Here is a 24,594-nt window from a genome sequence, read left to right on the forward strand (position 1 = left end):
GCCTTGCTCGTGACGCTCCTTCTGCAACGCCAGTGCCTTGTTGTAGACGAACCGGCAGGAGCCAGCAAAGCGGCGCATCTGCCGTTCCTGCTGGCTGTTGGGCAGCAATTCGTACTTGAAGGCTTGAAGTCGTTGCACCGCTCAATCGTATTCTTGGCCTATGCGTGATGACAACGATATTCACATGGCCGACACTGCGTTTTTAAAGGGCGTCGGCTACGGTCGGCGCTATCCTTCCCCGCCCTGAAGGACGGGGCTTGCCGCGCCTTTTGGTCAACTCAAGACAATTGGGCAGCAACGGCTTTCAGCAGGCGTTTCTGGTCAACGGGCTTCGTCAGATAGGCATCGGAGCCAAAACATAGCCCCTGTTCAATCTCTTCGGGAGAGATTTTCGAGGAGAGAAAGAGGAAGGGGATGTGAGCTGTAGACTGATCCCATCTCAGGGCATCCAGCACCCCATAGCCGTTCAGCTTGGGCATCACCACATCGCACAACACCAAGTCGGGCATCAGGGTGCGCACCATCTGCAAGCCCTCTTCTCCATCGGTGGCCGCCACCGTGTCGTACCCCGCTCGTTGCAACACCTTCTGCAGATAGGTGCGAATAGAGGGTTCGTCTTCAATCACCAGGATGCGTTTGGACATAACTTTGTAAAAAATTAAACAAAGACCTGGCCCAACCTGTCGGGCCTACTGTCCGCCTTCCCGGAGCCAGAGAGATCCGAGTTGATGCAAGAACAAGTCGAAGAACTACAGCTGCAGCATAGGGAAACTCTGGAAAAAAAAACTCCGCCAAATCGCTCATTCTGGGATCTCCCTGCTCTGCAAAAATCCTGATAGAGTGCGGAACAACTTTCCTCATCCGCAGATTTGCGGTTATGCCAGAAACCCCCCTCCTCCTTTGGGAGAAGTGAAGGCAGCCTATTCCGAAGTCAGTTGACGTTCCATCAGGCGGGTGAGGGCGGCGGTGGGGGTGGTCTGCCCTTGCAACAACAGATGCACTTCCTGGGTGATGGGCACCTGAATGCCGTGCTGGGCAGCGATCTCGACCACGACGGGAGCGGTGTAAACCCCTTCGGCGGTGCCCTCGATCTCCGCCAAAATCTGCGACAAGGGTTGGCCCTGGCCTAGCCCGTAGCCCACTCGGTAGTTGCGGCTCAAGCGGCTGTGGCAGGTGGCCAGCAGATCCCCCAACCCCGACAGGCCATTGAAGGTTTCTGCCCGTGCCCCCAGCTTAGATCCCACCCGGATCATCTCTGCCAGGCCGCGGGTAACCAGAGCCGCACGAGCATTGGCCCCCAGTTGCAAGCCATCACACACGCCAACAGCGATGGCGATAACATTTTTCAGGGTGCCGCCTAGCTCCACTCCCAGCGGATCGCTGCTGGTATAGAGGCGGAACCGCTCCGAGGAAAGGGCATACTGCACCTGCACAGCGGCCCAGGGATCCCGGCTGGCCACCACTGCCGCTGCCGGCAAGCCTTGGCGGATCTCCGCCGAAAGATTAGGCCCCGAAAGCACCACCAGGGGCTGCTCCGGGAAGGTGGCCCCCCAAATTTGGGTAGGGGTCAGAAGCTGCAGTGGATCCAACCCTTTGGTGGCCGAGACCAAAATTGCCTGCGGTGGGATCCCCACCTGGCGCACTGCTTCCACCACAGGGCGTACCCCCGCCATAGAGACGGCTGAGATGAGGATTTGGGATCCCTGGAGCACTTCTGCCAAATCCAGGCCCTTGCGGCGATCCCAAACCCGCACCCGGTGCCCTTGCCCCTGAGCCAGCATCGCCAGGGTACTTCCCCAAGCCCCGGCTCCCAAAATGGCAACGCTTTGCGGGGATGTTGGGCTTTGGCCTTCTGCGCTAGTGTTCATCTAATCTGTTCACCCGCAGACTTTCTCTTAAGCTTTCTTCGTAGGATGCCTCTCAAAAAGCCTGCGCCGGCAAAGGGAAGACCGGCGACAAAGGTTAGTATGGGTGGATACCAAATCATGGGTTAGCTCGAGAGCAGACGACATGGCAGAAGCAGGGATCCCCCGCCTTCCTCCTGAGGTAGCTGCCAAAATGGGAACCTGGCAGCACGGGTATGCCCTTACCAATGGCATTCAACTGCACTACGTCACCCAAGGGGAAGGGGAGCTGGCGATCTTGTTGCACGGTTTCCCGGAGTTTTGGTACTCCTGGCGGCATCAGATTCCGGTGTTGGCGCAGCGGTTTCGCGTGGTGGCACCCGACATGCGCGGCTACAACGATTCCGACAAACCGGATCACGGCTATGACCTGGATACCCTTACCGAGGATATTCGCGGCTTGCTGAGCCACTTTGGGGCTCAGAGGGCGGTGGTCGTAGCCCACGATTGGGGGGGAGCCATTGCCTGGCACTGGGCGCAATTTTTTCCTGAGGAGATTCGCAAGCTGGCCGTCCTCAATTCTCCCCATCCGGCCTGCTTTCGCCGGGAATTCTTGAGCAACTTGGATCAACTGCGCCGCAGTTGGTACCTGTTCTTTTTTCAGTTGCCTTGGCTGCCAGAGTGGGTGCTGCAGTGGGATTTGGGAGATTGGGTGCGCCGCATTTTCCAGGAAACCTCGGTGCGCAAAAGCGCCTTCACCCGCCACGACCTCAAGCTCTACCAAGAGGCCCTCTCCAAACCCAAGGTTCTCACCTCTGCCCTCAACTACTACCGCCAGCTGTTTAACCTGCCCACCTTGCAGAACCTGTTTTTGCAGCCCATGCGGCAGATCCTCGCCCCCACCCTGCTGATTTGGGGAGAAGAAGACTTTGCCCTCAGCCGCGAGCTAACTGAGGGGATGGATCCCTTTTTCCCCAACGGCCTGCGCAAGGAGTACATCCCCGAATGCGGCCATTGGGCGCAGCAGGAAGCGCCGCAAACGGTCAATCGGCTGCTGATGGAGTTTCTCTAGTGGGCCGGGCTTGGGATCCGCTCTTTACCATCTTCAAGGGTTGACCCTAGAATAATCCACTGAATTCTACGGGAGAACCGGCATGGCCCTGGAGTATCCATCCCATCTGCGCTACGTGGACACCCACGAGTACATCCATGTCGAGGATGATATTGCGGTGATTGGGATCACAGCTTATGCCGTCGATCAACTGGGGGATATCGTTTTCGTGGGCTTGCCCGAAGAAGGGACAGAGATTGAAAAAGGGGAAAGCTTTGGCTCGGTGGAATCGGTCAAAGCCGTCGAAGATCTCTATGCCCCTCTTTCTGGAGAGGTGGTGGCCGTGAATACAGCGGTGGTGGAGAGCCCCGAAAGCCTTGCCGACGATCCCTATGGCGATGGCTGGCTGATCAAGGTGCGCATTGCCAACCCCGAAGATCTCGAGGACACCATGAGCGCCGAAGCCTACGCCAGTTTGGTGGAGGGATCCTAAACTCCAGCAGTTGGCCCTGAACTACAGCAAAGTCTCTCGGTTACCCCCCTCAGCTTTGGCTTGGTAGAGGGCCTTGTCGGCAGCAGCCAGCAGACTTTGTGGGTCAGTTCCCTCTCCCAGCTCCAGCAGAGAGGCGATGCCCACACTGCAGCTTAGGGAGATGGTCTCCGCTTCCACCTGCACCGACAGGGACTGGACGGCCTGCCGCAAGCGTTCTGCCAGCCCTAGGATCTGCGAGTTCGGGATCCCGCGCACCAGCAGGGCAAACTCATCGCCCCCCAAGCGGGCCACCAGATCGTCTTGGCGAACGTGAGCTTGCAATCGCCGCGCCACCTGGATTAAGGTTTGATCCCCAGCCCAGTGCCCCCAGCGGTCGTTGATTTGCTTAAACCCATCCAAATCCAGATAGAGCACGTGGAGGGGAATGCGATGGCGAAGGGCAAAGGGGATCTCCAGCTCCAGTTGCTCCAGGAAAAAACGTCGGTTATGCAAGCCGGTCAGCGGGTCGTGGAGGGCGGCAGTGGCCATTTGCAAAAAGAAGGCTTCTTCTGCCGCGTTGTAGTAGGCAAACTTGAGGGTGCTGGCCCCCACTTGAATGTAATCTCCATCCTTCAGGAGAACGCGGCTGACGCGCTCGCCGTTGACATAAGTGCCGTTGAGGCTCTCCAGGTCGGTGAGGACATAACCTTCATCTTCTCTCTCCAGCCGACAGTGCTGCCGGGAGACGGCGTGATCCAAGAGCTGAATGTCCGCGCGGTGGCTGCGCCCCAAAACTCCACCCCTCGCCAAGGGAAACGTCATGCCCACATTGGCGCCGCTGAGCACCGTCAGAAAGGCCCCAACCGGCCCGGCCTGGGATCCGCGCTCGTAGACTTCTGAGGGAATCTGAGTGGTTGGCTCCTCTGGCATCAGAGAGAGAGGATCGATAGGCATGGAGAGGCCCAACGAATTGTGCGGGTTAGCAGTAAGCACTCGTTATATCCGTATTATGTCGGTTTTCCCCAGGCCGTGTTTGGGTGAGCGAGGGATGTCTCGCCGGTTCTGATCTGTAAACTTGCGGAACTCTGGAGTTTATCGTATACCATCGCACGCGGTGAGGCCCTCAGTTGAGAGCTACGCGAGGATTCCATCCCGCCTGCGCGGTTGTATCGGCCAGCTGTGGGAAGAAGCTCAATGGCAAACCCCAATTTCCCCAGGATCCCAAGTATTTTTCGGGATAACTCAAAAAACGGGTTCGGTTTGCCCCTCGTTCCCTGATTTCGAGAAGAGGCTCTCTCCTCTATGTCCTACAGATCCTCTGACTTCTGAAGAGTTGCCGAGGCGGCCTAGAATGGGTCTGGGATCCCTGAGAGGAGAAATGGGGCATGATTAGACCCAATTCTGCCCATCTATTGACCCCGGATTTTCGCCTCAGCCTGTCGGTGTTGGCTTTGGCGGTGCCGCTGTTCTGGCTTTCGTTTTGGGCGGGGCTAGGGGTGGGCCTGTTTGGCCTGTTTTTGGTGGTGCAGACCTCTCTGATCGGGCTGGCCTTTACCAGAACGGCGCTGCAGGTCTACAGCGGCTCCAGGCGCATCCGCGAGTTCCCCTACAGCGAGTGGCAGGATTGGCAAATTTTCTGGCCGCCGCTGCCGGTGTTGTTCTTTTTTCGAGAAACCCGGAGCATTCATTTTTTGCCGATGCTGTTTAACCCTGCCGAGCTAAAGATGTGTTTGGAAGAGCGGGTGGGCCATCTCCGCGCCCAACATCGGTCTCAAGGATCCCCGCCCACTGCTGGCCTGGGTAGCTCTCGCCAATGAGTGGCTCCGCCTTGTGGGTTTGGCAGCAGGCAGGGAGATGGCGCTGGCTGGAGTGTCAGCTTTTGGCGGAGTGGCCTCATGCTTTTGGCTCTCGCCAAGGTCATCCCCATCCCCCATCTCAGTTGGCCGCTCGGCTGCAACTGCCCCCTGAACAGGCCGCGTGGGGCCATCAGGTGCATGGCTGCAACTGGGTTTGGGCAGATGGGATCACGGAAACCCTTGGACAGAAGGGAGAGCAGGACTGCTCTGTTGGTCAAGGGATCCCTACCCGCTCTCAGGCAGATGCGGTCATTGCCCGCCGCCAAGGAGATTCTGCCTGGGTCTGCACCGCTGACTGTGTGCCGATTTTGGTGGCCAGTCGAGAATGGGTGGCGGCCATTCACGCCGGGTGGAGAGGCACTGCTGCGGGGATCTTGTCCAAGGTGCTGCAGGAGTTTTTACAGGCGGGGATCCCTGCTGCTGGGATCCGCGTGGCCATCGGGCCTTCCATTTCGGGGTCAGTCTATCAGGTGTCAGAGGAGGTGGCGGAGCAGGTGCTGCAAAGCCTACCCCCAGGGCTGGATGCCCGCGCCGCTCTCTTGCCCGATCCTCTGCCTGGCAAGGTTCGCCTGGATCTGCGCTGGGTCAACGGTGCCCAAGCCCAAGCCCAAGGGATCCCCCCTGAACACATTGCCGTCAGCCCCCATTGCACCCTCAGCCAGCCCCAAGATTTCTTTTCCTATCGCCGCGATGGATCCCTGAAGGATGAGCAGGGCCGTCATTGCGTGCAGTGGTCGGGAATTGGACTGCGGTCGTAGGAAGACTTAGCCCGGCTCTGCCCAGAGGAACCGGAAGTAGTGGCTATAATTGCGCTCAAGATAGGGCTCTTAAAATAAACTAATCCTAGCTGGCGAGGATCCCATGTTTCGCAGCGTTACCTTTTGTGGATTGTCTTGGATGGCTTTGTCCCTGGCGCTTGCTTTGCCTGAAGGGGTTAATGCTCAAACCTCTCTAACCGGCATCAACCGTGACAGCGTACTGCAACTGAACCTTGGGTCGGGACGTAGCCTCCCTCGGGTACCTGTGGGCGGTTCAGGTTCTGAGGAGGGCCGGGATCCTGCTGCTCCTTCGGCGCAAATGTGGGCAGAGTGGCATATTCGCGCCAATGTCTGTACTGGAAACCTATCCACAGAAGAACTGGCGGAGCTGTTTCCATTGGTGAATCAAGCTCTAGTGGATGCCGTTTGCCGGGGAGGAAGTTAAAGGTTGCCCAGGCTGGCGGTAAGGTGAAGAAGGAGCCTCTAGGTCGCTGCTGCATGGATTTTGAGAAACTTTTGGAGGAATGGGCTGCAGCTTTCACTCAAGTGGCCGAAGAAAGTTTGGCCTCTTTGGAGACTGCCCTGATGGAGCTGGCAGAGCACTTGGCTGTGCCTTTACAGGAAACCCTTAGGCAGTGGGAAGCCCTCTGGAATCTGGAGGAGGAAGTGGAGCTGGAGCCTGAGCCAGAACCCTTTGAGGAAACCCCCAACCCTTCTGGCGAATCTTTCACCACCAGTCGTTTCTTCGTCAGCCCGATAGGATTTGGGGGTGTGGTTGTTTACACTTACGTGGCTTCGCCGCCAGAATACATCGGGGATCCCACCTGCCGCTACAATGCCCATTCTCCAGAGTTGCGCTGTGCCGTCAACCCCTGCGGCCCCTGTGAGGGCTGTCCCCACTATGAGCCCCGGAATGAGCCCCGATGAAGGGTGACCGCCTGATTGTTGCGCTGGATACTTCTTCTCAAGAGCAGGCTTTGAAGTGGGTGGACTCTTTGCCGCAGGTGCTGTGGTGGAAGGTGGGTCTGGAGTTGTTCACTGCTGCGGGTTTTTCCGTTCTGCAGGCTCTCAAGGAAAGGGGCAAGCGCATTTTTCTGGATTTGAAGCTGCACGACATTCCCCACACGGTGGGGAGGGCTACGGAGGTGGCCGTCAGCTATGGAGTGGATCTGCTCACCGTCCATGCTGCCGGCGGCAGTGCCATGTTGCGGGCAGCCGTGGCAGCTGCCCAGGGCAGTTCTTGTCGGCTATTGGCGGTTACCCTCTTAACCAGCCTCAGCCCCCCGCAGGTGCGACAGGAACTGGGCATCGAGATGGATCCCGCCGACTATGTGTTGCATTTGGCCCGGCTGGCTCAAGCTCAAGGCTTTACCGGACTGGTTTGCTCTCCTCAGGAGGTCTCGCGGTTGCGCCAAGCTTTGGGGCCGGAGGTTTTGCTGGTTACTCCTGGGATCCGTCTGGGCCAAGCCAAGGCGGGGGATGGAGAGGAGGATCAACAGCGCATCTGCACGCCCGACGAAGCTCTGCGGGCAGGAGCCGATTATCTGGTGGTGGGCCGCCCCATCACCGCTTCTCCCGATCCCGTGGCCGCCTTGCGGCGCTTCCAAGCCTCATGGGATGCTGCCGGGTGAGGGTGTGGGGAGATGCCCGATGTTATTGGGGTAGTTCTGTAATGCAACGACGCCGTAGGCTTGTGCAGTGGATCCCTGAAAAAAGGCCGACTGGATCCGGCAGGAGGCGTTGGCTGGGAGCCGGTTTGTCGGTGGTTTTGGGCCTGGTCAGCACTCCCGGTCGCGTTAGGGGTGCAGAGCATTTCGTTCCGCCAAGAGGGGAAGCTTGTCTGGCTGCTCCTCAGGTTTGGGCTGAGGCTCTAACGGAGCAGTTGCCTTTGTTTCTCAATCTGGCCTTGAGCCGCTCCCGCTCTGAGTTTCAGGTTGTGCTGGTGGGGAAGCCGGAGGTTGAAATGCTCTCTCCAGGGTCTCCGGCCCGCTTACGCCAACAGGAGCTGGCTCCGGTTTTGCCGGACACCGCAACTGCTTCGCCAGAAGCTTTTCGGCTGTATTTCACCACGCTGGAGCGCCGCTTGGTCTTGCCCCAACACCCCCAAAAGGAGGGCAACTCCTTGGCCGGTCGGCGCAGCGAAACCCTGCAACTGGCCTACGAGGCTTATGTTCTGCGGGCTGCTCCTGGGGATCCCTGGCGGTTGGTGCGTCTGCAGGTAACCGGATCGGGGATCCCCATTCGCGATGTAACGAATGGACTCACTGCCCAGGCCATCCGCCGCTGGCAACAGTCGGGTTGCCCCTTGACGGGCGATCTAGAGTTGACTAGACCTTCTCTCTAGCGGCGCGGAGCGCTTTGCGTCAGCATGAGTGCGGGAGTATGTCACGCGGGGAGATTCTCTTTTGGAAGTAACGAAGGGGCACTTTTTCTCCCCAACCGGCCAAGAGTAGAGGGCGTTGGATGTTCTGCTGCCGGTCGAGGGCCCACCCCGTGTAGGGATAGTGTTCTGCACTGCTCATGCGAACAGGCTAGGGTTTACCCATGAAGTTTCCCCCCGCCACACCCCGCCCGGGCAAGCGGCTGCCCCGCGGCTCATTTCCCCGCCTGAGCTCCTCCAACAGGGACAACCATCGCCGTCGGCGTTTGGTTGGTTTTGGTTTCATGGGCCACTGGCTGCTATGGGGAGGGATGGGCCTTCTTTTGGGGCAGCGACTCCGCTCTTGGGGGCAACCGGCTCCTCTGCAGTGGTGGCGCGTTTTGCCGGTGAGCAGTTCTGAGGGATCCCTGACTTTTGTCCAACCGGAACTGCCTCTCTACCACTCGTTCGCGTCAGTGGTGCGGAGCGCTTTTGCCGACAGGCTACTGCCCTGGCTGGCTCAGGGAACCGGGATCTCGGCTGAAGGGATCCTGCACATCTTCTCAGCTATGGCCTGCTTGGCCATTCTGCTGTTGTGCTGGAGCTGGGGCAACTTCTGGAGTGCCGGTCTATGGGGACTCAGCCCCTGGGTGTTGACCCAAGGGTTGGAGCCGGGCAGCGAGATTTTGGGCAGCCTGGTTTTGCTTTGCAGTTGTGGTGTTGGGCCGGGATCCACCTTGCGCTGGTGGGGTCTGGCCTTAGCTTGTGCCCTGTCTTATAAGGTTTGGCCCTTGGCTCTGCTCTGGGCGGGGCTGTGGACGAGCCAGCAGTGGCCACGGCAACCGTTGCGTTCGCGTCAGCAGTGCGGGGCATCAGGACTGCTTTTGCTGCTGCTGGTGATGGGTTTTTCCTGGTTGGGACGGATTGATTGGCCAGCTACCTCTGCTGAGGTGATTCCCCATCCTCTCAGTTCCCAAGGTGGCTTGGCCGTTTTGGCTACTTTGATGCTGCCCTTGGGGTTGAGCTTGGTGCGGTTGGGCTGGCCCTGGGCAGAACGGCAGCAAGCCCTGCTCAGCTTGGCCGGTTTGGGCCATGTCCTCTGGATGGGGGCGCTGGCGACATGGTTTTGGGATCCCCAAGTGAACACCCTGCAGCAAAGTGCTCGCTGGGGTTTGGTGGTGCTCCCCTTCCTATGCCTGAGCGCCGGCGGCGTCTTGGCTGAGATCCCCTACCGGAGCTGGCGGCGGGTTTTGGGATCCCTACTCCTGGGCAGTTCTTTCTTGTTATCGTGGCAGGCATTGGCCTAAGGTATTCTTTCTCTTGCTTGCCATGACCCAGACCTCGTCCGCATCGGCACCGCGTAGCACTTCGCGGCCCTTGTTGCAAACCCTTTTTGCCCAACGGGCTCAGGCTGTGATCCCTTCTCCTTTCGGGGCGGAGATCCCAGGTGCAGCGCCGGTGGTTACCAGTTTTACCTTTGGGCTGGCGGATCCGCGCCTGTTTCCCAAGGCCGACTTGGCGCGGGCCACGGCGGAGGTGTTGGCGGAAGATGGGGACAATGCCCTCAATTACGGCGGCACGTTTGCCGGGCTGATCGACGTGGTGCTGCAGTTGATGCGGGATAGAGGGGTAGAGGCCCAGCCGGAAAACCTACTGATCGGCTATGGCTCTGGGCAGATCCTCGGCCTACTGCCTCAGGTCTTTGTGGAGCCGGGGGATGTGGTCATTGTGGAAGGGCCCACCTTCATGGGGGCTGTCAGCCGTTTTGCGGCGGCAGGAGCGCGTCTGATCTCGATCCCGGTGGATGGGGAAGGCATGGTGGTGGATCGCTTGGAAGAGGTGCTGCGCGATCTGGCTCGCCAAGGGATCCGCCCCCGATTTGTCTATACCATTCCCACCTTCCAAAACCCCAAAGGCTGCACCCTCTCTGGGCCACGGCGGCAGAAATTGGTGCAGTTGGCAGCTGAGTACGGTGTGGTGGTGGTGGAGGACGAGGCCTACTACGACCTGCGCTTTGCCGGGGATCCCTTGCCCAGTTTGGCTGCGCTGGATCGGGAAGGCTGGGTTCTTCATGTGGGCACCTTCTCCAAGATTGTGGTGCCGGGGGTTCGGGTGGGTTGGGCCTGTGGTCACCCTGAGATCATCCGCCGCTTGGAGATGTTTCGCAGCGAGGGATCCCTGGGGCCCTTTTTGGGCCGGGTGGTGGCTCGCTATTGCGGGGAGGGCCGTCTGCAAAGCCACATTCAACTCCTCACCCGTCGCTACCGAGAAAAGTGCCAGGTGATGCTGGAGGCCATCGCTCAATATTTTCCGCCCGAAGTCAAGGTGGAGGCCCCTGGGGGTGGATTTTTCGTCTGGTGTGAGCTGCCCCCTTTCCTAAGCGCCAGCACCTTGTTGCAGGCTACCCGTGCCCTGGGGGTCACCTTCCTACCGGGCACCCACTGCTTTGCCGATGGCCAAGGGGATCACGCCCTGCGCCTCGCCTTCAGCTACCAACCGGAAGAGCGCATCCTCAGCGGCATCCAGATCCTCGGAGAGCAACTGTACAAACTCATGGGCCAACGATCAATATAGGAAAAAGAATCTGCTAGGGCAGCCACAAAGCGGCTCTTAACCTTCGGGGATTAGTAGGTTGGTCGCTCCAAATTGCGTTGAAACCGTTTGCCTTGATCCCCAGCTCCTTTTGTCCTTCGGGAGAGAAGTTGGGGGTGAGGGGAAAGTAAGAGGAATCGAGACAAGCTATTTCGCTGCTCTTCGGAGCAGCCATATTTGAATGGATGCAGCAGCGCTGCAAGCTCTTTGCTGTGCCGGCAGAGGAACTCTTAAAAACCTGCCACTTGCCGTCTGGGACGTCGCCCCAGCACGTTGAGGATGAAAACTCCCGCCACACCCAAACAGAGGAGCAGCGCCACCGGATTATGCACTATCGATGAGACTAAAATAGTCGTCCCTGTTAAAACCAAGGCTATGAAAAAGGTGACCACTCTCGTCATAGATCGCCCCAGGCCGCTTAGAAAAGGAAAGATGCTGAGCATCGTATGAAGGGGGACGAAGAAAGAGTCGGCCCCGATCCACATCATCAAGAATCCCACAAAGCGCAGGATCCAAGTCAGGGCATTGTGTTCGGCAGCAAGACGCTCAATGGCTGCAAATCGATCGCTGGCAAATAGCCGATAAAATCGAATGCTGCGCGGCCCCAGGTAGCTCTCTAGGCTGTTAGGGGTGGCCAAACGACCAAAGACAGTTACTTGAGTTCCGCTGTACAAGGCAGTGTACGAAGTTCGCATATCGCCAATTTGTGGATTGGCCAGGGTTCCCCGCCCCTTGAAAACATAAGAGCCTTCCACCCTAGCTGGGATCCCCGGGATCAACGTTTGGGGCTCCAGAGGAACAGCGTAGGGAGTTTCGATCTGCAAATCTTGCATTCCAATTCGGTAATTCCCAATTTGAGCCTGGCTGACTCGAAAGAGTTGGCTGGAAAAAGCCATCGGTGGGTTGACGTGCTCACTGCTGCGATAAAACCGGCTTGAATCTTCGGGGTTTTCCGTCCAGACTTTGGTGTAAGTATAGATTGTCTCTCTGACTTCCGATCCGCCAAACTCCTCTTGAGTGCGAGTTTCTTTTTCCTCTTCCCAAGCATACATTTCCGCCTTGCGCCTGACGGCAATATACGGCCCTGGCCGCAGGAAGAGATTATCGCCCAAAAGCTCATTGCTGGTAATTGGGCCTGTGAGCGATACTAAGCTTCCAAGAGGCGCAGAGGGCGAGCCCAATGGACTGATTTCAATGGCCCCAGTTGCCACTTGGGCAAGGTTGACCCGCCCCTCATTCCAAAACAAAAGCCAGAACGATCCCAAAAATAAAATCAATCCAACAAACACTGATACAAAAGAACTGGCCAGCCGCGAGCCAAACCCAACCCGCTCTACCTGTCTATAACGCTCAGCCATAGCCCTGTCCCCAGCGATGACTTCAGTCTAGCACAGCCCCTTCTATTTATCCATGAAATCTAGCCGTTTTATAGAATTATAGAATTCAGAGCAAGTTTTTAACTTTTCCAAACTTATGTCTATTCCAGAAGTAGATTGCACCTCGTACAGGTTATGAGAACCCTATTTTTCAGCTAAGAATTGATTAAGCAATGTCCCCCCTTACAGCCTTGACCAGGCGCCGGAAAAACTGCCCCACGCCCTTCACCAGATGGGGTGCCGATTCTGGGCGAGGCGGGATCCCTGCCATTAGGGTGTAGTAGTCATCCAAAAGGTCGTGCTCTTCCGGAGAAACGGCGTTGTCGGCCATCATCAGGTTGCCGATTGCCCCCAGAAGTTGTAGGCGCTCGGTTTCGGTGGCCTGGGCGAGATAATCGGCCATCCAGCGCTCCGTTTGCGCCATCGGAATGGGCTCTTGGATCAGCTCTCGCAGCTCGGCATCGTGCTCCAAACCATAGCGGCGCAGCAGGGATCCCAAGTAGGCCAATTCCTGGGGTTCCAAATGCCCATCGGCCCAAGCAGAGCCGGCCACAATTTTAAGCATGAGCTGATGTTGAGTTGTGGGGTTCATGGTGGGATCCCTTGCTGAGAACTGTTGTCGCTACGCGACACTTCTGCGAACGTGTCAGGGGGCCAGAGACCTTAGAGGCTGCAGAGTTGAGGGGATGAACAGCTTAACTATAGCCAGACCTTGGGTGAGCCATCTGCGTTCGCGCCAGCGGTGCGCAGCCCTTTTTTCGGCTAGGATCGTTATCTGTATTCACGGACACTGAGCTACCGCGATAGCGGGACGGAGTCCTTTTTCTCGCCCATTCTTGCAATGCTAAGCGCCTCTCCTTGCCAATTGGATCTTGCCATTCCGGCCCCAGGTCGGCTGTACCGCGGCAGCGGCATTCTGGAAGCTGTGCCCCTTGCGGTACTGGGATCCCGCGTGCTGGTGATCGGGGGGGAACGCTCCTTGGCTGTGGCTGAGTCCCCTCTGCAGCGCAATTTCGCGCGGGATCCCGCCCTCCAAGTTCACTGGACTACCTACGGGGTAGACTGCAGCGAGTCCGAGCTGGCGCGTTTGCAGGCGCTGGCCACGGCGGAATCGGTAACCGGCATCTTGGGGGTAGGCGGGGGCAAGGCTCTGGATACGGCCAAGCTGGTGGCCCACCGGCTGCGGATCCCCGTGGTTACCGTGCCCACCTCTGCTGCCACCTGTGCCGCCTGGAGCGCCCTATCCAATATCTACTCCGACAGCGGCGCTTTTCAGCAGGATGTGAGCCTGGATCGCGCCCCTGCTGCCCTGATCCTGGACTATGAGCTGATTCTGCAAGCTCCAGCGCGCACCCTAGTGGCTGGGATCGGAGATGCCTTGGCTAAGTGGTACGAGTCTTCCGTCAGCAGCGGCAGTTCAGAAGATGCCCTGGTGATTGGCGCTGTGCAGCAGGCCCGCGTCCTGCGGGATTTGCTCCTCCAGCAATCGGCGGCGGCCTTGAGGGAGCCGGGCGGAACCGCTTGGAAGCAGGTGGTGGATGCCTGCATCTGCCTGGCGGGGATCGTCGGCGGCATGGGTGGGGCCAAATGTCGGACGGTGGCTGCCCACGCTGTCCACAACGGGCTAACCCATTTGCTGGGGCATCGGGCCACTCTGCACGGAGAAAAAGTAGCCTTCGGTATCCTGGTGCAATTGCGCCTGGAGGAGATCTTGCAGGGAAGCCAGTTGGCGCTGGCAGCACGTACCCAGTTGCTGGAGTTCTACCGCCAGGTGGGGCTGCCCCTCAACTTGCGGGATCTCAAGCTAGGTCACTTGGGATCCGCCGACCTGCTGCATGCTGCCCAAGTGGCCTGCCAGCCAGGATCCGACATCCACCACCTGCCCTTCCCCGTCAGTCCAGAAGCCCTGTTGGTGGCCCTTACCACCACAGACCTGACCAGCTCCAGCCCTGTTCTCCCTCGGCTGTAAGTCCTGGCAGAGGATATCTGTCTGCTATCCAACTCCGCCGGTACGGGCCTGGGTCGGCATTGTGGGCAGGCGGGCTTCGCCGTAGGCTCCAGAGGTGGCGCCCACCAAGATCAAGGCTCCGCCCATCCAAGTCCACCCATCCGGGATCTCGGCAAACACCCAAAACCCGATTAGGCTGGCCCAGAGCAGACGGGAGAAATCCAGAGGCAGCAGCATCGTCACCTCAGCCAGCTTGTAGGCCTGGGCGAGGGCCACCTGGCCAATGCTGCCCAGCAGCCCCATGGCCACCATCCACAGCCACTGCTCAGGAGAAGGCCAGGTCCAAACCCAGACGGCAGCCAGAAAGGAAAGGGGGGTCTGCAGCAGGCCCATGTAGGCCGTAATCGTGAGGCTGGACTCGGTGCGGGAGAGGATCTTGAGCACGATGGTCACCCAGGCAAAGAGTGCTGCCGCCCCCAAGGCCAGCCCTGTTCCCAGAGAAAACTCTCGGAAGCCTGGCCTCAACATCACCAAAGCCCCGGCAAACCCCAGGCCCAATCCCAGCCAGCGGGACGAGCGCATCTGCTCGCCCAACACCCATACCGCCATCGTGCCGGCAAACAAAAGTTGAACAAAGCTCAGCGCCGTAGCTTCTGCCAGAGGCAACAGGCTGGCTGCCCAAAAGGAGAGCAACATCCCCACCGTGCTGATCGCCGAGCGCAGGAGGTAAAACTCCATCTTGGCGGTGTGCAGAGACTGGATCCCAGCCCGCAACACCAGCGGCGACAGGGCGAGAAACCCGAATAGGTTGCGCAAAAACACAATCTGAAAGGGGTGAAGGGCGGGAGTGTTGAGCCGGATGATCGCGCCTAAACAGGCAAAGCAAGCAGTGGCCAGCAGCTTCAGGGCAACTCCTTGCCAGAGCCTTATTTTTCCCCACTCTGCAAAGCGGCTCAGCTGGTGGCGATACCACATCTCCAAAGTCACAGCTCACACCCAAATGGTTTAGGCACTAAGTTTTCAGCCTTGAACTCTCAGCTTAAACGGACTTCCAGGGATTCGAACTGCGCCCCTGGGCACTCCTTGCTGCCCACCGGCCCCCCTGATTCCCAGGGGGAAAAAGATGGGGATCCCAAGACATGGCCATTTCAAGTAGCCATGAAACAACTCACCCCGTCGCTCCATAGCTCCCCTCTCTCTTTGGGAGAGGGGCTGGGGGTGAGGGCGTGGAACCTCTAGGTTTGCTTGAGAATCTCTTTCAAGTAGCCGATGACCGTTTCCGGCTTGAGATGGGCCATACAGGGATGACCCTCCACCAGGCAGGTTTCGTTTTTGAACTTGTTCTCTGCGCAGACCCGGCACTTGTAGGCGGTTTGGGTGAGGTAAACGTGGGGCAGACGAGGAGCCCACAGTCGCACCGGGCTGGCCCCATCCCCATCGGCATCGTTGCCAAACAGGGCAATGGTGGGACAGCCCACTGCCGCCGCGATGTGCATCGGCCCCGCATCCACGGAGATACACACCCGCGCCCGCTTCAGGGCCCCCGCCAGCTCCATGAGGCTGGTTTTGCCCCGCAGGTCAACCATTCCCGTTTGCGCCAGCAGTTCGTCTTCGCTGCTGCCGCCGTGGTAGAGGGATCGCTGCAGCTCCGGCGCGCTGCCGATTAGCCCCACCTGCAGGCCCTGGCCTTGGCACCACTGGATCACCTGCCGCCAGTACTCCAGAGGCCACATCTTGGCGCGGCGGGTAGTGGTGATGTGCACCAAAACCTCTGGCACCGGAAAATCGGGATCCCGGCTGGGTAGCTCCAGACGAAAAAAATCCGTCTCCACATAGGCCAGGCGGCAGAAGATCTCGGCAATGTAGTTGCTGGTGAGGATATCTTTGTAGCGCTGCAAAAACTCCAGGCTGTTCCAGTCGTCGTCTTGGAGCATGCGCTGCACCGGGTCGGAGCCGGGATCCAACTTGCGGCGAAAATCCAAGGTCAAACCGGCTCCGGCAATGTATTGAGGACGCAGCGCCGTCACCGCCACCAAGTTGAGCTCGCTAAACTCGTCGCAATTGATGGCCAAGTCGTAGGGGCCGGCCTGGGTCACCCGTTCTCGCACAGCAGCGGTTAGGGCCTCGAGGTAATCGGGGCGACGGCTGTAAAGAGGAAAGCTAAAGTCAATGTAGGGACAGTGAAGTTCAAAGTCGCGGGTAATCTCGCTGCCAAAAAAATCCAGCACACAGCCGGGGTATTTTTCCTTGAGGCCCCGCAACAGCGGGATGGTAACCACAAAATTGCCCACCTTGCTGGAGGAAAACACCGCCAGGTGGGGATGTTCCCGCAGAGGTTGGTTGGCAAACCGTTGCATAAGGCTGGGATCCCCAGGAAGATATCAACCCCGCTGGAGGTGGTGCGGGTGGTGCAGACAGAGCACTTTTGCTAGGCTAGCATTCCTCCGTCCTGTGCTTTGATGGCCATGCTGGGATTCCTGGGCCTCAGGGGAGACTGGCTTGGCTGCCATCCCAGATGACCACCACAGCAAAGCGATCCAGAAAGCCATCTGTCGCATTCATCTGGCGCAGACTAAAAGCATCTTCGGCGGAAATCACCAGGTCGTAGCCCAGGGTGCGGATGGCACGAATGCGGTGAGGCCGTTCCCCGATGCGGTTCACCAGTGAGCGGGCCTGCTCTTCCGAGGTGGCATAGGCAGCTGTGCCCTCGCTGCCCACAAAGGCCGCGTTGAGGTCTTGGCCAAGAGTAACGGGGGTATAGACTTGATTGCCATCGGGATCAAACAAGCGCATTGACTGGCTAGGCAAGAAATCCAAGCCTCGTGCATCCACAATCAACCCTGTCACTTGCGGTTCCCGCCGCTGGGATCCCGCCTCCAGACCCGTTCCGCCCCCTGGCCCTTGGCCTGTGCCCACCCCTGAGCCAGGGCTGGCTCCGCGCACCCCACTCTGGCCGCTGCCCGGCCCGATCACTTCCCCCTGCCGGGATCCAGAGCCACTGCCGCCAGGGCTGGTGCCGAACTGCCGCAACAGATCCAGATCGAAAACCGGGCCTTCTGCCACTTCTCCATGGCCGGGTTGGGCCGGCTGGACTTTTGGATCGGCTTGATCTGTTTGTGGGAGCGGAACAGAATCCTGGGTTACTGGACGCCAGGGCGTTGCTTCAGAAGCGGGCAGGGTAGGGGATCCCCCTTGCAAGCGGTAAAGGGGAGGAAACAGCGTTTGGGCATCCACAGCTTCCACCGGCAAGACCGGCCCCGCCAGCAGGATCCCCAGTGCTGCCCAGCTCCCTTGGATCCGTATGCCTTGAATCCTATACTTCCACCACCTCATGCCCACACCTCTTGGCCTCAAAACCTGCGGCCCGCTCGGCAACCGCTCATCCTCCCCCATGCTACCCAGGCAGGGCCGGTTCGGCAGGGGATCCCGCGCAGTCTTCCCCTTGGCTTGAGAGCAGCTGGGGCTCCTGGCCTCTCCCTAAAGGTGGGTCGGAGAACAAGAGATTGATCCCCAGCGATCCCCAGGGTCTTGACCGACAGGCAAAAATACGCAAACATGGGTTCATCATTCTTGATGATCCCCGTTGATCCCCACCTGTGGTCATCAGCGGCTGGAGAGCCCGAGGCAAGCCGATACATCAGCAGGTTCAAGGTTGTCCTCAGAACCACAAGCTGGGATCGGCCCATAGGACAAAAGCTGGAGCATTGCACGAAGCCCGATTTGTCGAAGACAGGAGACCCCGACCATGCCACAAGAGCGGATCCCGTTGGAAGAAATGACCATCCGGCAGTTGCGGGAAGAAGCTGCCCGCTATCAGATCCCCAAGTACAGCCGCATGACCAAAGACCAGCTGATTGAGGCCATTCGAGAGGCCCAAGTCAAAGCTGGCCGCCCTGTCGATGCCATGCCGGAGCCCAAGGGGCAAGAATCGGTCACCCAAACGAAGTTTAGGGGTCAAGAGGTTGCCGGCAAGACGGATCTGGCCGATGTGGACAAAGGGCTGGGGGATCTGCCGGAGGGCTATGGGGAAAGCCGCATCGTTTTGCTGCCGCGGGATCCCCAGTGGGCCTACGCCTATTGGGATGTGCCCAACGAGGCCAAGGAGAGCAAGCGCCGCGAGGGCGGCCAACAGTTGGCGCTGCGCCTCTACGATGTGACGGATATCGATTTCAGCTACCAGCCGGCCCACAGCATGCAGGAGTACCCCTGTGATGAGTTGGCGCGGGAGTGGTATTTGCCGATCCCGGTGAGCGATCGTTCCTACATTGTGGAAATTGGCTACCGGACGGCAGATGGCCGCTGGCTGATGTTGGCCCGCTCGGCGGCGGTGATGGTGCCGCCGGTCTTTCCCTCCGACTGGTTTGAAGAGCACTTCCTGACAGTGCCCTTCGACATGGCTCTGCAGGGCCGCACCCTTTACCAGCTCAGCGAGCCTTACAAGCGCAGCGCCACCGGCATGGGTGTGGTGGCCTACAAGGGCGATGAGCCGCAGCAAGGGGCCATGGTCGATCCCTTCCTAGAAATGGTGGGCGGCTTTGAGGCGATGCGGGTGGCGGGATCCCTGTTTGGCAGCCACCAGATGGGCAGCCGCCAATTGGTGCCCGAGCAGGCCATCAGCTCGTTTATCATCCCCTCGGGTGTGGGCATGATGGGGATGGCCATGGCCGAAGTGCCTGCTGCTCCTTGGATGGCTTCGGGATCCGGCTTGGGCCTGTTCTCGGGGGCTTCCGAAGTGCTGCCGCAGCGCTCTCGCAAGTTCTGGCTGGTGGCCGATGCCGAGCTGATTGTCTATGGGGCCACAGAGCCGGATGCCACCGTTACCATTGGCGGGCGCAAGATCCAGCTCAAGCCCGATGGCACCTTCCGCTTCCACATGGCTTTCCCAGACGGCAACATCGACTTCCCCATCTTTGCGGTGGCTGCCGATGGCGAGCAAAACCGGGAGATCCACATGACCTTCGACCGCCGCACCCTCTCCCGCCGCACCAACACCAAGGAGGAGGCCATCGAGGAGCTGTTGCCCTAAAGGATCCAACCTTCGGCTTCTCGCCCCCTGGAGCTGGCCGGGGGGCTTTTTTCCCTGGGCTGGAGAGCTTGACTCTAGTCATCGAAACAGGGGATCCCAGCCCTAGGAGAGGTCGATCACCTGGATCAGTTGTTTCAGCTTCTCCATCACCCGTCCGGAGCGAAGTAGGTCTTCCGCCTGTTGGATCCCTTCTGGCAAGGATGGAGCAAGCCCGAGGAGCCACAGATAGCTGCCCCCATTCCAGAGAACGGCTGGGGTGAGTTCACAGGAATCCCCGCTGAGCACCTGCTGCATCTGCCGGAGCAGCTCTTTCTCTCCGGAGAAGGGGATCTCCGGGCCTGCCAAGTGGCAATCTCTGGCCTTCAAGAGCAGCCGTTTGCCGCCCTGGTTGAGAATGGCCGCTCGCTCCCGTGGCAGGTCGCAACTGCCTTCCAGACCTTTGACGGTGGTGAATTGTCGAATCTCCCGCAGGGCAAACAGCTCCAGCATCGTGGCCTCGGTGGGAGGATGCACATAGCCGGCCACCAGGTGAAAGGGGCCTTGGTAGGGCGTCCAGACCAGTTCCAAGGTGGCCAAGGGGGGGCGCTTGCCGATTTGATCCCGGTAGTCCATCAGAGCCTGAGCCTGGGGAAAACAGGTGGGCAAATACAAAAATCCCAGCCCGGTTTGTTCCAGCAGTTGCCCCACCCGCTCCAGGGATAGCCCTCGCCAATCCACCCCCAAGCTCCGCCACACCGCTTCCAAGGGCAGCCCATACTTGGTGGGACAGAAGCCAGAGCCATGCAGCAAAACGGCTGACCCTGCCGCTGCCAGCAGCAAAGCCACCAGCACCCCCAGCGGTGCCGTCCGCGAGCGGCCATCGTAGGGATGGCCAAAGATGATCAAGGGATGAGGCAGATCCTGCCGGGGCAGAAGAGGGCCGTACTCTGCATAGGCATCCAACATACCGGCCAGCTCCTCGGCAGTGGGGCGCTTGATGCGGTGGGCAATTAAAAAAGCCCCGATCTGGGCGGGAGTGGCCTCCCCCCGCAGGAGCATTCGAGCAGCGCTGGCGGCCTCTGCCCGGCTGAGATCCTGGTGGGTGTGGGTGCCGCTGCCGATTTTTTTCAACAGCTCGCGAAACTCTTGGCTCATAGCATCGGCGGTCGGGAGCGCTGGGCTACTCAGGATAGGGGGAGATAAGGGCGGAACACTTGAAACTACCGATATGGGTATTTGACCAGAAATTTCTACAAAAGGTCTCTACAAAACCGACAACAGCCCAGCAGAGGGCCAATGGGGATCTGCGCCGGAAGCAGGCTCAACCTCAGACTGCCTGATAAGCTGGGCGGCCAACTGCAAAAACCGGCGAATGGGAGGGATCCGATAGCGATCGCTGGTGGTGACCATAACCACCTGTCGCCTCAATAGGGGGGGCTCGGTGGGTCGCACCTGCAAATCCGGATCGGCGCAGCAGTCCACCAGGGCCGACTCCGGCAGGAGGGCAATCAACTGCCCCTGTCGCACCACCCCCCGAAAGGCATCCAAGGTGTTCAGTTCCAGGGCTGCTCTCAGGGGAAGCCCCTGTCGGGCCAGATGGGATCCCACCAAGGAGCGCATGGCATAGCCATCTTTGAACACAGCCTGGGGATACTCCGCCAGCACCTTCCAGGGGATCCGCTCGTAGCGGCTGAGGGGATGGGTGGCGGGCATCAATACTTGAATTGGCTCCGAGTACAGTGGCTCCACCACCAGCTCTGCCCCCCGCGTCATCAGGGGATTCTCCATTACCAGGGCCACGTCCACCAGCCCATCCCTGAGCACCTTCAAGGCGCGGTCGCTGCCCAGAGCGGTAACCCGCAACTGCACCTCTGGGTACTCCCGGCAAAACTGTTGCAGCACCGGCGGCAGTTGATGGGCGATCAGCGAATGGATCCCAGCAATGCAGAGCTCGGTTTGCTGGCCCTGCAACCATTCTCGAATGCTTTCCTGAGCCCGCTGCCATTCTTGACAGATGCGACGGGCATGGGGCAAAAGCCGTTCCCCAGCTACGGTTAGAGCCACCGGGCTTTTGCGATGCAACAGCGGAGCCCCCACCGCTTCCTCCAGGGCCTGGATCTGGCGGCTAATGGCCGATTGGGTCAGACCGCTGAGGCGAGCAGCGGCCAAAAAGCTGCCCGTTTCCACCACGTTCAAAAAAGCTTGCAACAACTCCAGCCGCACCTGGGATCCCTTGATGATGTAGCCTGCCGTGGTGGCATCCTAGCTGGGGAAGCGGTAGGCTTTTGTAAACACCGTTACAAGTTGTTTGTTGGACTGGGGATCCTCAAGCCGGGAGGAGAGGAGGCAGATGGGCTGGGATCCGACCTTGCTGGAGGGGCTGCTCAACTCCGCCATTCCCCACCTTTTCCCCGCTGCCCAAGTGGCCATCCGCCACAAGGGAAGGTGTATTTACTCAAGGGCGGCAGGTTATCTCGACCCTGAGACCCGGCGCCAACCAACAACCTCGGCCACCCGTTTTGACCTGGCCTCGCTGACCAAGCTGTACACCGCCACCGCCTGCATGGCCCTGGTGGAAGCCGGAGCGTTGCTGTTGGATCAACCGGTGAGTCTCCTGTTGCCGGAGTTTCAGGGATCCCGCCCCATTGCCCCCTATGAAGATCCTCTGCAGCCGGGGAAATGGATTGCTGTGGAACCGGAATCCTTAGGCCAGCTTGTTGCAACAGAACAGGTGACGGTGCGACAGTTGCTGGCCCACACCGCCGGTTTGCCCGCCTGGCGACCCCTTTTTCGACAGCCCGATGCCGAATCTGCCCGGCACATGGCTTTGCACACCTTTTTGGCCTACAGACCAGGATCCCGCAGAGTCTACAGCGATCTTGGATTGATCCTGCTGGGGCTGGCTTTGGAACGTCTGAGCGGAACCCCTCTGGATCAGATCTTGTACGCCCGGATCTTGCGGCCTCTGGGCCTGAGCCAAACTCAGTTTTATCCGGGGGATCCTTTCGACCCACCCCCTGTCTCTGTCTCTTGTGCCCCCACCGAGCTGTGTCCTTGGCGAAAGCGCCGCCTGCAGGGGCAGGTTCACGACGAAAATGCCGCCCGCCTGGGCGGGATCGCCGGCCATGCCGGACTGTTTGCCACGGCAGAGGAAGTAGCTGCTTTCGGGGAGAGTTTTTTGACGGGATCCCTGTTGCAGCCGCAGACGGTGAGGGAAATGACCCGCGAGCAGTTGCCTCGGCAAGGGGATGCCCACCGCTGTCACGAGCGCCGGGGTTTGGGGTTTGCCTTGCGCTCCCCGGATCCCTTGGCCAGCAGCTACCCGTTCAGCCCCAGCGCCTTCGGCCACACCGGCTTCACCGGAACCTCTCTGTGGATCGATCCAGAGCGGGAGCTGGTGGTGGCGCTGCTCACCAACGCCGTCTACCACGGTCGGCGGGAGAACGGGTTCCAGGCTTTCCGGGTTGCCTTCCATCAGGCCATCCTAGAGGGGCTTTCTTGATCATTGAGTCCCTGACCGTTCCCGCTAGGGTGCCGTAGGCATAACCGAGGCTGAGGTGGACGAGACCTTTTACCGACAGTTGGCAGACATGCTCTCCCGCGGGCCGCTGGTGGTGGCCACGGTGGTCCGCACCCAGGGATCTGTGCCTCGCCAGGCGGGGGCAAAACTGGCCGTGGGATCTGATGGCACCCTGTTGGGCACCATTGGCGGTGGAGCTGCCGAAGCGGAAGTCATTGCCCGAGCGCAAACCCTTTTGCAGACCGCTGTTCCCGTTGGCGATGGGGAGTCCTCGCCGGCTGGGATGCAAGTTTCCCTTGACCTCAACAGCCCTCCCCTGGGCGTTTGCGGGGGACGGATGCACATTTGGCTACAGCGATGGCAGGGATCCCTTGCCCAAACATTGGCGGCCCAGATCCTCCAGGCTCTGACCCAAGGGCCAAGGGCTTGGCTGATCACCCCCCTCGATCCCCAGGGGTTCCCCTACCTCAGCTAGAAATCGCAGGAGCCCCGCACTGTACCCGTAGGGTCAGTGTCGGGAGGAATGCGGAAGTTACGATAGAACCATGACCCAAGTCCTGACCGTCTCCTGTAAGCTCAAGGTGTCCCAGTCGCAGGCCGCAAAGTTGGACGCGACCTTGGATGCCTTTGTGCAGGCGTTGAACTGGGTCAACCAAAACACGCCCGAGAAAGTCACCAACACCGTTAAACTTCAATCTCTGTGCTACCGCGAAATCCGTGCCCGGTTCGGCTTGTCCAGTAACTTGGCAAGGACTACGTCCCGCTTACGCGACCAGCAGGTCTGCAGACGGCTGGCCGGTGCCCGCAAGGTTGCCCGACAGAAAAACCGCCCCGTCAAAGCGTTGTCGCTACGCGACGCTAACGCGAACAAGGGGGGCTTCGCGACCTATGACGCTCGTATCTTTTCGTTCCGCGAGAAAGACTGGACGGTGTCGCTGACCACAGTGGAGGGTCGAGAGCGCTTTGAGCTGGCGATTGGCCGTTACCAGAGAGAACAGTTGGCGGGCTCCAATCCCAAATCAGCCACTCTGGTCAAGCGCAGAGACGGCTCCTACTACATCCAGATTTGCGTAGAGAAAAAACCACCCAAGCAACAAGATACCGACAAGGTGATCGGGGTGGATTTGGGAAGGATAGATATCGCTCATACCTCAGAGGGGAAGAACTGGAATGGACAGCAGTTGAACAGAGTCCGAGACCACTACTCCCGGTTGAGGGCGGCACTCCAACGCAAAGCCAGTAAGGGCACACGCAGTTCGCGGCGCAGATGCAGAGAACTGTTGCAACGGCTGTCTGGCAAGGAGAGACGCTTTCAGTCGCGTCAGCGTTGCGTAGCAAAAACGTGGGTCAATCATCGCATCTCCAAAGCTATTGTCTCTAGGGCAAAAGCCACAAACAGCGCTCTTGCTCTGGAAGACTTGACAGGGATTCGGGAAAGGGTCAATCAACAGCCACGCAGCAAAGCCGAACGGCGCAAGGCCAACAGTTGGGCGTTTTATCAACTCCGTCAATTTTTGGAGTACAAGGCTCTGCGTGCGGGGGTTGCTCTGATTCTTGTTCCGCCTGCCTACACGTCGCAGACCTGTCACAAGTGTTTGCACATCCATCCCGACCCTGCGCAATCCTATCGCAGTGGGAAGCAGTTCAAGTGTGGGCACTGTGGATGGGAAGGGGATGCGGACTGGAATGGGGCCAACATGATTGCCAAGCTTGGGGCTGTCGTAAACCAGCCTAGAGGCCCGTGGTTGGCTTGCCAACTGCAGGGCTACCGAAAGCCCGCCCTGTACTGCGAAGCAGTCAGGGCCGGGTAGTT

Annotated in this window: 26 protein-coding genes; 15 read left to right on the top strand and 11 right to left on the bottom strand. The window is 59.4% G+C overall.

All coding sequences use genetic code 11. The features are described 5' to 3' along the window. From ACVWYY_RS07220 to ACVWYY_RS07230, 3 genes are all read right to left on the bottom strand, one after another. The coding region (locus ACVWYY_RS07220; RefSeq protein ID WP_457440082.1) for a helix-turn-helix domain-containing protein at nt 1-138 on the bottom strand (138 nt) is incomplete at its 3' end. 140 nt (nt 139-278) lie between these two features. Further along, nucleotides 279-644 carry a response regulator gene (locus ACVWYY_RS07225; protein WP_457403192.1) on the bottom strand — a complete coding sequence of 122 codons (366 nt, stop codon included), beginning with the start codon at nt 642-644 and terminating at the stop codon, nt 279-281. Between the two features lie 276 nt (nt 645-920). Continuing rightward, entirely contained in the window at nt 921-1,868 is a 948-nt protein-coding gene (locus ACVWYY_RS07230) for an NAD(P)H-dependent glycerol-3-phosphate dehydrogenase (RefSeq protein WP_457403193.1), read from the bottom strand. Nucleotides 1,869-2,010: 142 nt separating this feature from the next. On the opposite strand from ACVWYY_RS07230, the gene ACVWYY_RS07235 reads away from it, so the two are divergent. Beyond that, on the top strand, nt 2,011-2,916 hold the full coding sequence (locus ACVWYY_RS07235; RefSeq protein ID WP_414331097.1) for an alpha/beta fold hydrolase: 906 nt from the start codon (nt 2,011-2,013) through the stop codon (nt 2,914-2,916). Between the two features lie 82 nt (nt 2,917-2,998). Further along, the gene (gene gcvH / locus ACVWYY_RS07240; RefSeq protein WP_011432013.1) at nt 2,999-3,388 is read left to right on the top strand and encodes a glycine cleavage system protein GcvH; all 390 of its coding nucleotides are present in this window, start codon (nt 2,999-3,001) and stop codon (nt 3,386-3,388) included. A gap of 21 nt (nt 3,389-3,409) precedes the next feature. Here the strand turns inward: gcvH and ACVWYY_RS07245 are convergent, their stop codons facing one another. After that, nucleotides 3,410-4,321, bottom strand: coding sequence for a diguanylate cyclase (locus ACVWYY_RS07245; RefSeq protein WP_457440050.1), 912 nt, complete (start codon nt 4,319-4,321; stop codon nt 3,410-3,412). Between the two features lie 431 nt (nt 4,322-4,752). Between ACVWYY_RS07245 and ACVWYY_RS07250 the strand changes: the two genes are divergently transcribed. The 8 genes from ACVWYY_RS07250 to ACVWYY_RS07285 all read left to right on the top strand — a co-directional run bounded on the left by ACVWYY_RS07250 (nt 4,753) and on the right by ACVWYY_RS07285 (nt 10,914). Beyond that, nucleotides 4,753-5,184, top strand: a complete 432-nt coding sequence (locus ACVWYY_RS07250) for a DUF3119 family protein (protein ID WP_457440052.1) — start codon at nt 4,753-4,755, stop codon at nt 5,182-5,184. Continuing rightward, the gene (gene pgeF / locus ACVWYY_RS07255; RefSeq protein ID WP_457440054.1) at nt 5,181-5,981 is read left to right on the top strand and encodes a peptidoglycan editing factor PgeF; all 801 of its coding nucleotides are present in this window, start codon (nt 5,181-5,183) and stop codon (nt 5,979-5,981) included. The genes ACVWYY_RS07250 and pgeF overlap by 4 nt, the downstream gene beginning before the upstream one ends. Nucleotides 5,982-6,084: 103 nt before the next feature. Next, complete coding sequence (locus tag ACVWYY_RS07260; RefSeq protein ID WP_414374986.1) at nt 6,085-6,426, top strand: hypothetical protein; 342 nt, start codon at nt 6,085-6,087, stop codon at nt 6,424-6,426. 140 nt (nt 6,427-6,566) lie between these two features. Continuing rightward, on the top strand, nt 6,567-6,908 hold the full coding sequence (locus ACVWYY_RS07265) for a DUF6464 family protein (protein WP_457440084.1): 342 nt from the start codon (nt 6,567-6,569) through the stop codon (nt 6,906-6,908). Further along, entirely contained in the window at nt 6,905-7,612 is a 708-nt protein-coding gene (pyrF, locus tag ACVWYY_RS07270) for an orotidine-5'-phosphate decarboxylase (protein WP_457440056.1), read from the top strand. The genes ACVWYY_RS07265 and pyrF overlap by 4 nt, the downstream gene beginning before the upstream one ends. A 41-nt stretch (nt 7,613-7,653) precedes the next feature. Beyond that, nucleotides 7,654-8,325, top strand: coding sequence for a hypothetical protein (locus tag ACVWYY_RS07275; RefSeq protein ID WP_457440058.1), 672 nt, complete (start codon nt 7,654-7,656; stop codon nt 8,323-8,325). 200 nt (nt 8,326-8,525) lie between these two features. After that, a complete protein-coding gene (locus ACVWYY_RS07280) occupies nt 8,526-9,647 on the top strand; it encodes a hypothetical protein (RefSeq protein ID WP_457388910.1) in 1,122 nt (373 codons plus the stop codon). A 22-nt stretch (nt 9,648-9,669) separates the two neighbouring features. Next, nucleotides 9,670-10,914, top strand: coding sequence for an aminotransferase-like domain-containing protein (locus ACVWYY_RS07285; protein ID WP_457440060.1), 1,245 nt, complete (start codon nt 9,670-9,672; stop codon nt 10,912-10,914). Nucleotides 10,915-11,162: 248 nt separating this feature from the next. Here the strand turns inward: ACVWYY_RS07285 and ACVWYY_RS07290 are convergent, their stop codons facing one another. Both ACVWYY_RS07290 and ACVWYY_RS07295 read right to left on the bottom strand, forming a co-directional pair. Beyond that, the gene (locus ACVWYY_RS07290) at nt 11,163-12,221 is read right to left on the bottom strand and encodes a TMEM43 family protein (RefSeq protein ID WP_457440062.1); all 1,059 of its coding nucleotides are present in this window, start codon (nt 12,219-12,221) and stop codon (nt 11,163-11,165) included. A 253-nt stretch (nt 12,222-12,474) separates the two neighbouring features. Further along, nucleotides 12,475-12,900: a tellurite resistance TerB family protein gene (locus ACVWYY_RS07295; RefSeq protein WP_457403199.1), complete on the bottom strand. Its 426-nt coding sequence runs from the start codon at nt 12,898-12,900 to the stop codon at nt 12,475-12,477. A gap of 249 nt (nt 12,901-13,149) precedes the next feature. Here ACVWYY_RS07295 and ACVWYY_RS07300 point away from each other — a divergent pair, with 249 nt between their 5' ends. After that, the gene (locus ACVWYY_RS07300; protein ID WP_457403200.1) at nt 13,150-14,277 is read left to right on the top strand and encodes an iron-containing alcohol dehydrogenase family protein; all 1,128 of its coding nucleotides are present in this window, start codon (nt 13,150-13,152) and stop codon (nt 14,275-14,277) included. A 24-nt stretch (nt 14,278-14,301) separates the two neighbouring features. Here the strand turns inward: ACVWYY_RS07300 and ACVWYY_RS07305 are convergent, their stop codons facing one another. From ACVWYY_RS07305 to ACVWYY_RS07315, 3 genes are all read right to left on the bottom strand, one after another. Continuing rightward, nucleotides 14,302-15,243 carry a DMT family transporter gene (locus ACVWYY_RS07305; RefSeq protein ID WP_238376852.1) on the bottom strand — a complete coding sequence of 314 codons (942 nt, stop codon included), beginning with the start codon at nt 15,241-15,243 and terminating at the stop codon, nt 14,302-14,304. A gap of 248 nt (nt 15,244-15,491) precedes the next feature. Beyond that, the gene (locus ACVWYY_RS07310; RefSeq protein ID WP_414424656.1) at nt 15,492-16,613 is read right to left on the bottom strand and encodes a glycosyltransferase family 9 protein; all 1,122 of its coding nucleotides are present in this window, start codon (nt 16,611-16,613) and stop codon (nt 15,492-15,494) included. Nucleotides 16,614-16,740: 127 nt separating this feature from the next. After that, nucleotides 16,741-17,589 (bottom strand): hypothetical protein, encoded by an 849-nt coding sequence (locus ACVWYY_RS07315; protein WP_414351624.1) that lies wholly within the window; start codon nt 17,587-17,589, stop codon nt 16,741-16,743. A 412-nt stretch (nt 17,590-18,001) separates the two neighbouring features. Between ACVWYY_RS07315 and ACVWYY_RS07320 the strand changes: the two genes are divergently transcribed. Then, nucleotides 18,002-19,282: a DUF4912 domain-containing protein gene (locus ACVWYY_RS07320; RefSeq protein WP_457403202.1), complete on the top strand. Its 1,281-nt coding sequence runs from the start codon at nt 18,002-18,004 to the stop codon at nt 19,280-19,282. A 102-nt stretch (nt 19,283-19,384) separates the two neighbouring features. Here the strand turns inward: ACVWYY_RS07320 and ACVWYY_RS07325 are convergent, their stop codons facing one another. Both ACVWYY_RS07325 and ACVWYY_RS07330 read right to left on the bottom strand, forming a co-directional pair. Then, entirely contained in the window at nt 19,385-20,416 is a 1,032-nt protein-coding gene (locus ACVWYY_RS07325; RefSeq protein WP_457403203.1) for an anthranilate phosphoribosyltransferase family protein, read from the bottom strand. 108 nt (nt 20,417-20,524) lie between these two features. After that, complete coding sequence (locus tag ACVWYY_RS07330; protein WP_457403205.1) at nt 20,525-21,484, bottom strand: LysR family transcriptional regulator; 960 nt, start codon at nt 21,482-21,484, stop codon at nt 20,525-20,527. A gap of 127 nt (nt 21,485-21,611) precedes the next feature. Between ACVWYY_RS07330 and ACVWYY_RS07335 the strand changes: the two genes are divergently transcribed. The 3 genes from ACVWYY_RS07335 to ACVWYY_RS07345 all read left to right on the top strand — a co-directional run bounded on the left by ACVWYY_RS07335 (nt 21,612) and on the right by ACVWYY_RS07345 (nt 24,592). After that, nucleotides 21,612-22,763 carry a serine hydrolase domain-containing protein gene (locus ACVWYY_RS07335; RefSeq protein ID WP_457403207.1) on the top strand — a complete coding sequence of 384 codons (1,152 nt, stop codon included), beginning with the start codon at nt 21,612-21,614 and terminating at the stop codon, nt 22,761-22,763. Between the two features lie 55 nt (nt 22,764-22,818). Then, entirely contained in the window at nt 22,819-23,256 is a 438-nt protein-coding gene (locus tag ACVWYY_RS07340) for an XdhC family protein (RefSeq protein ID WP_457403208.1), read from the top strand. A gap of 70 nt (nt 23,257-23,326) precedes the next feature. Then, entirely contained in the window at nt 23,327-24,592 is a 1,266-nt protein-coding gene (locus ACVWYY_RS07345; RefSeq protein WP_457403209.1) for an RNA-guided endonuclease InsQ/TnpB family protein, read from the top strand. Nucleotides 24,593-24,594: the final 2 nt, after the last annotated feature.

It is taken from the genome of Thermostichus sp. MS-CIW-34, assembly GCF_054060435.1.

Excerpts from the sequence above, each read along its gene's own strand:
- ACVWYY_RS07225 (WP_457403192.1), bottom strand. The coding sequence starts at position 644 with ATGTCCAAACGCATCCTGGTGATTGAAGACGAACCCTCTATTCGCACC.
- ACVWYY_RS07230 (WP_457403193.1), bottom strand. The coding sequence starts at position 1,868 with ATGAACACTAGCGCAGAAGGCCAAAGCCCAACATCCCCGCAAAGCGTT.
- ACVWYY_RS07235 (WP_414331097.1), top strand. The coding sequence starts at position 2,011 with ATGGCAGAAGCAGGGATCCCCCGCCTTCCTCCTGAGGTAGCTGCCAAA.
- gcvH (WP_011432013.1), top strand. The coding sequence starts at position 2,999 with ATGGCCCTGGAGTATCCATCCCATCTGCGCTACGTGGACACCCACGAG.
- ACVWYY_RS07245 (WP_457440050.1), bottom strand. The coding sequence starts at position 4,321 with ATGCCTATCGATCCTCTCTCTCTGATGCCAGAGGAGCCAACCACTCAG.
- ACVWYY_RS07250 (WP_457440052.1), top strand. The coding sequence starts at position 4,753 with ATGATTAGACCCAATTCTGCCCATCTATTGACCCCGGATTTTCGCCTC.
- pgeF (WP_457440054.1), top strand. The coding sequence starts at position 5,181 with ATGAGTGGCTCCGCCTTGTGGGTTTGGCAGCAGGCAGGGAGATGGCGC.
- ACVWYY_RS07260 (WP_414374986.1), top strand. The coding sequence starts at position 6,085 with ATGTTTCGCAGCGTTACCTTTTGTGGATTGTCTTGGATGGCTTTGTCC.
- ACVWYY_RS07265 (WP_457440084.1), top strand. The coding sequence starts at position 6,567 with ATGGAGCTGGCAGAGCACTTGGCTGTGCCTTTACAGGAAACCCTTAGG.
- pyrF (WP_457440056.1), top strand. The coding sequence starts at position 6,905 with ATGAAGGGTGACCGCCTGATTGTTGCGCTGGATACTTCTTCTCAAGAG.
- ACVWYY_RS07275 (WP_457440058.1), top strand. The coding sequence starts at position 7,654 with ATGCAACGACGCCGTAGGCTTGTGCAGTGGATCCCTGAAAAAAGGCCG.
- ACVWYY_RS07280 (WP_457388910.1), top strand. The coding sequence starts at position 8,526 with ATGAAGTTTCCCCCCGCCACACCCCGCCCGGGCAAGCGGCTGCCCCGC.
- ACVWYY_RS07285 (WP_457440060.1), top strand. The coding sequence starts at position 9,670 with ATGACCCAGACCTCGTCCGCATCGGCACCGCGTAGCACTTCGCGGCCC.
- ACVWYY_RS07295 (WP_457403199.1), bottom strand. The coding sequence starts at position 12,900 with ATGAACCCCACAACTCAACATCAGCTCATGCTTAAAATTGTGGCCGGC.
- ACVWYY_RS07300 (WP_457403200.1), top strand. The coding sequence starts at position 13,150 with ATGCTAAGCGCCTCTCCTTGCCAATTGGATCTTGCCATTCCGGCCCCA.
- ACVWYY_RS07310 (WP_414424656.1), bottom strand. The coding sequence starts at position 16,613 with ATGCAACGGTTTGCCAACCAACCTCTGCGGGAACATCCCCACCTGGCG.
- ACVWYY_RS07315 (WP_414351624.1), bottom strand. The coding sequence starts at position 17,589 with ATGAGGTGGTGGAAGTATAGGATTCAAGGCATACGGATCCAAGGGAGC.
- ACVWYY_RS07320 (WP_457403202.1), top strand. The coding sequence starts at position 18,002 with ATGCCACAAGAGCGGATCCCGTTGGAAGAAATGACCATCCGGCAGTTG.
- ACVWYY_RS07325 (WP_457403203.1), bottom strand. The coding sequence starts at position 20,416 with ATGAGCCAAGAGTTTCGCGAGCTGTTGAAAAAAATCGGCAGCGGCACC.
- ACVWYY_RS07335 (WP_457403207.1), top strand. The coding sequence starts at position 21,612 with ATGGGCTGGGATCCGACCTTGCTGGAGGGGCTGCTCAACTCCGCCATT.
- ACVWYY_RS07345 (WP_457403209.1), top strand. The coding sequence starts at position 23,327 with ATGACCCAAGTCCTGACCGTCTCCTGTAAGCTCAAGGTGTCCCAGTCG.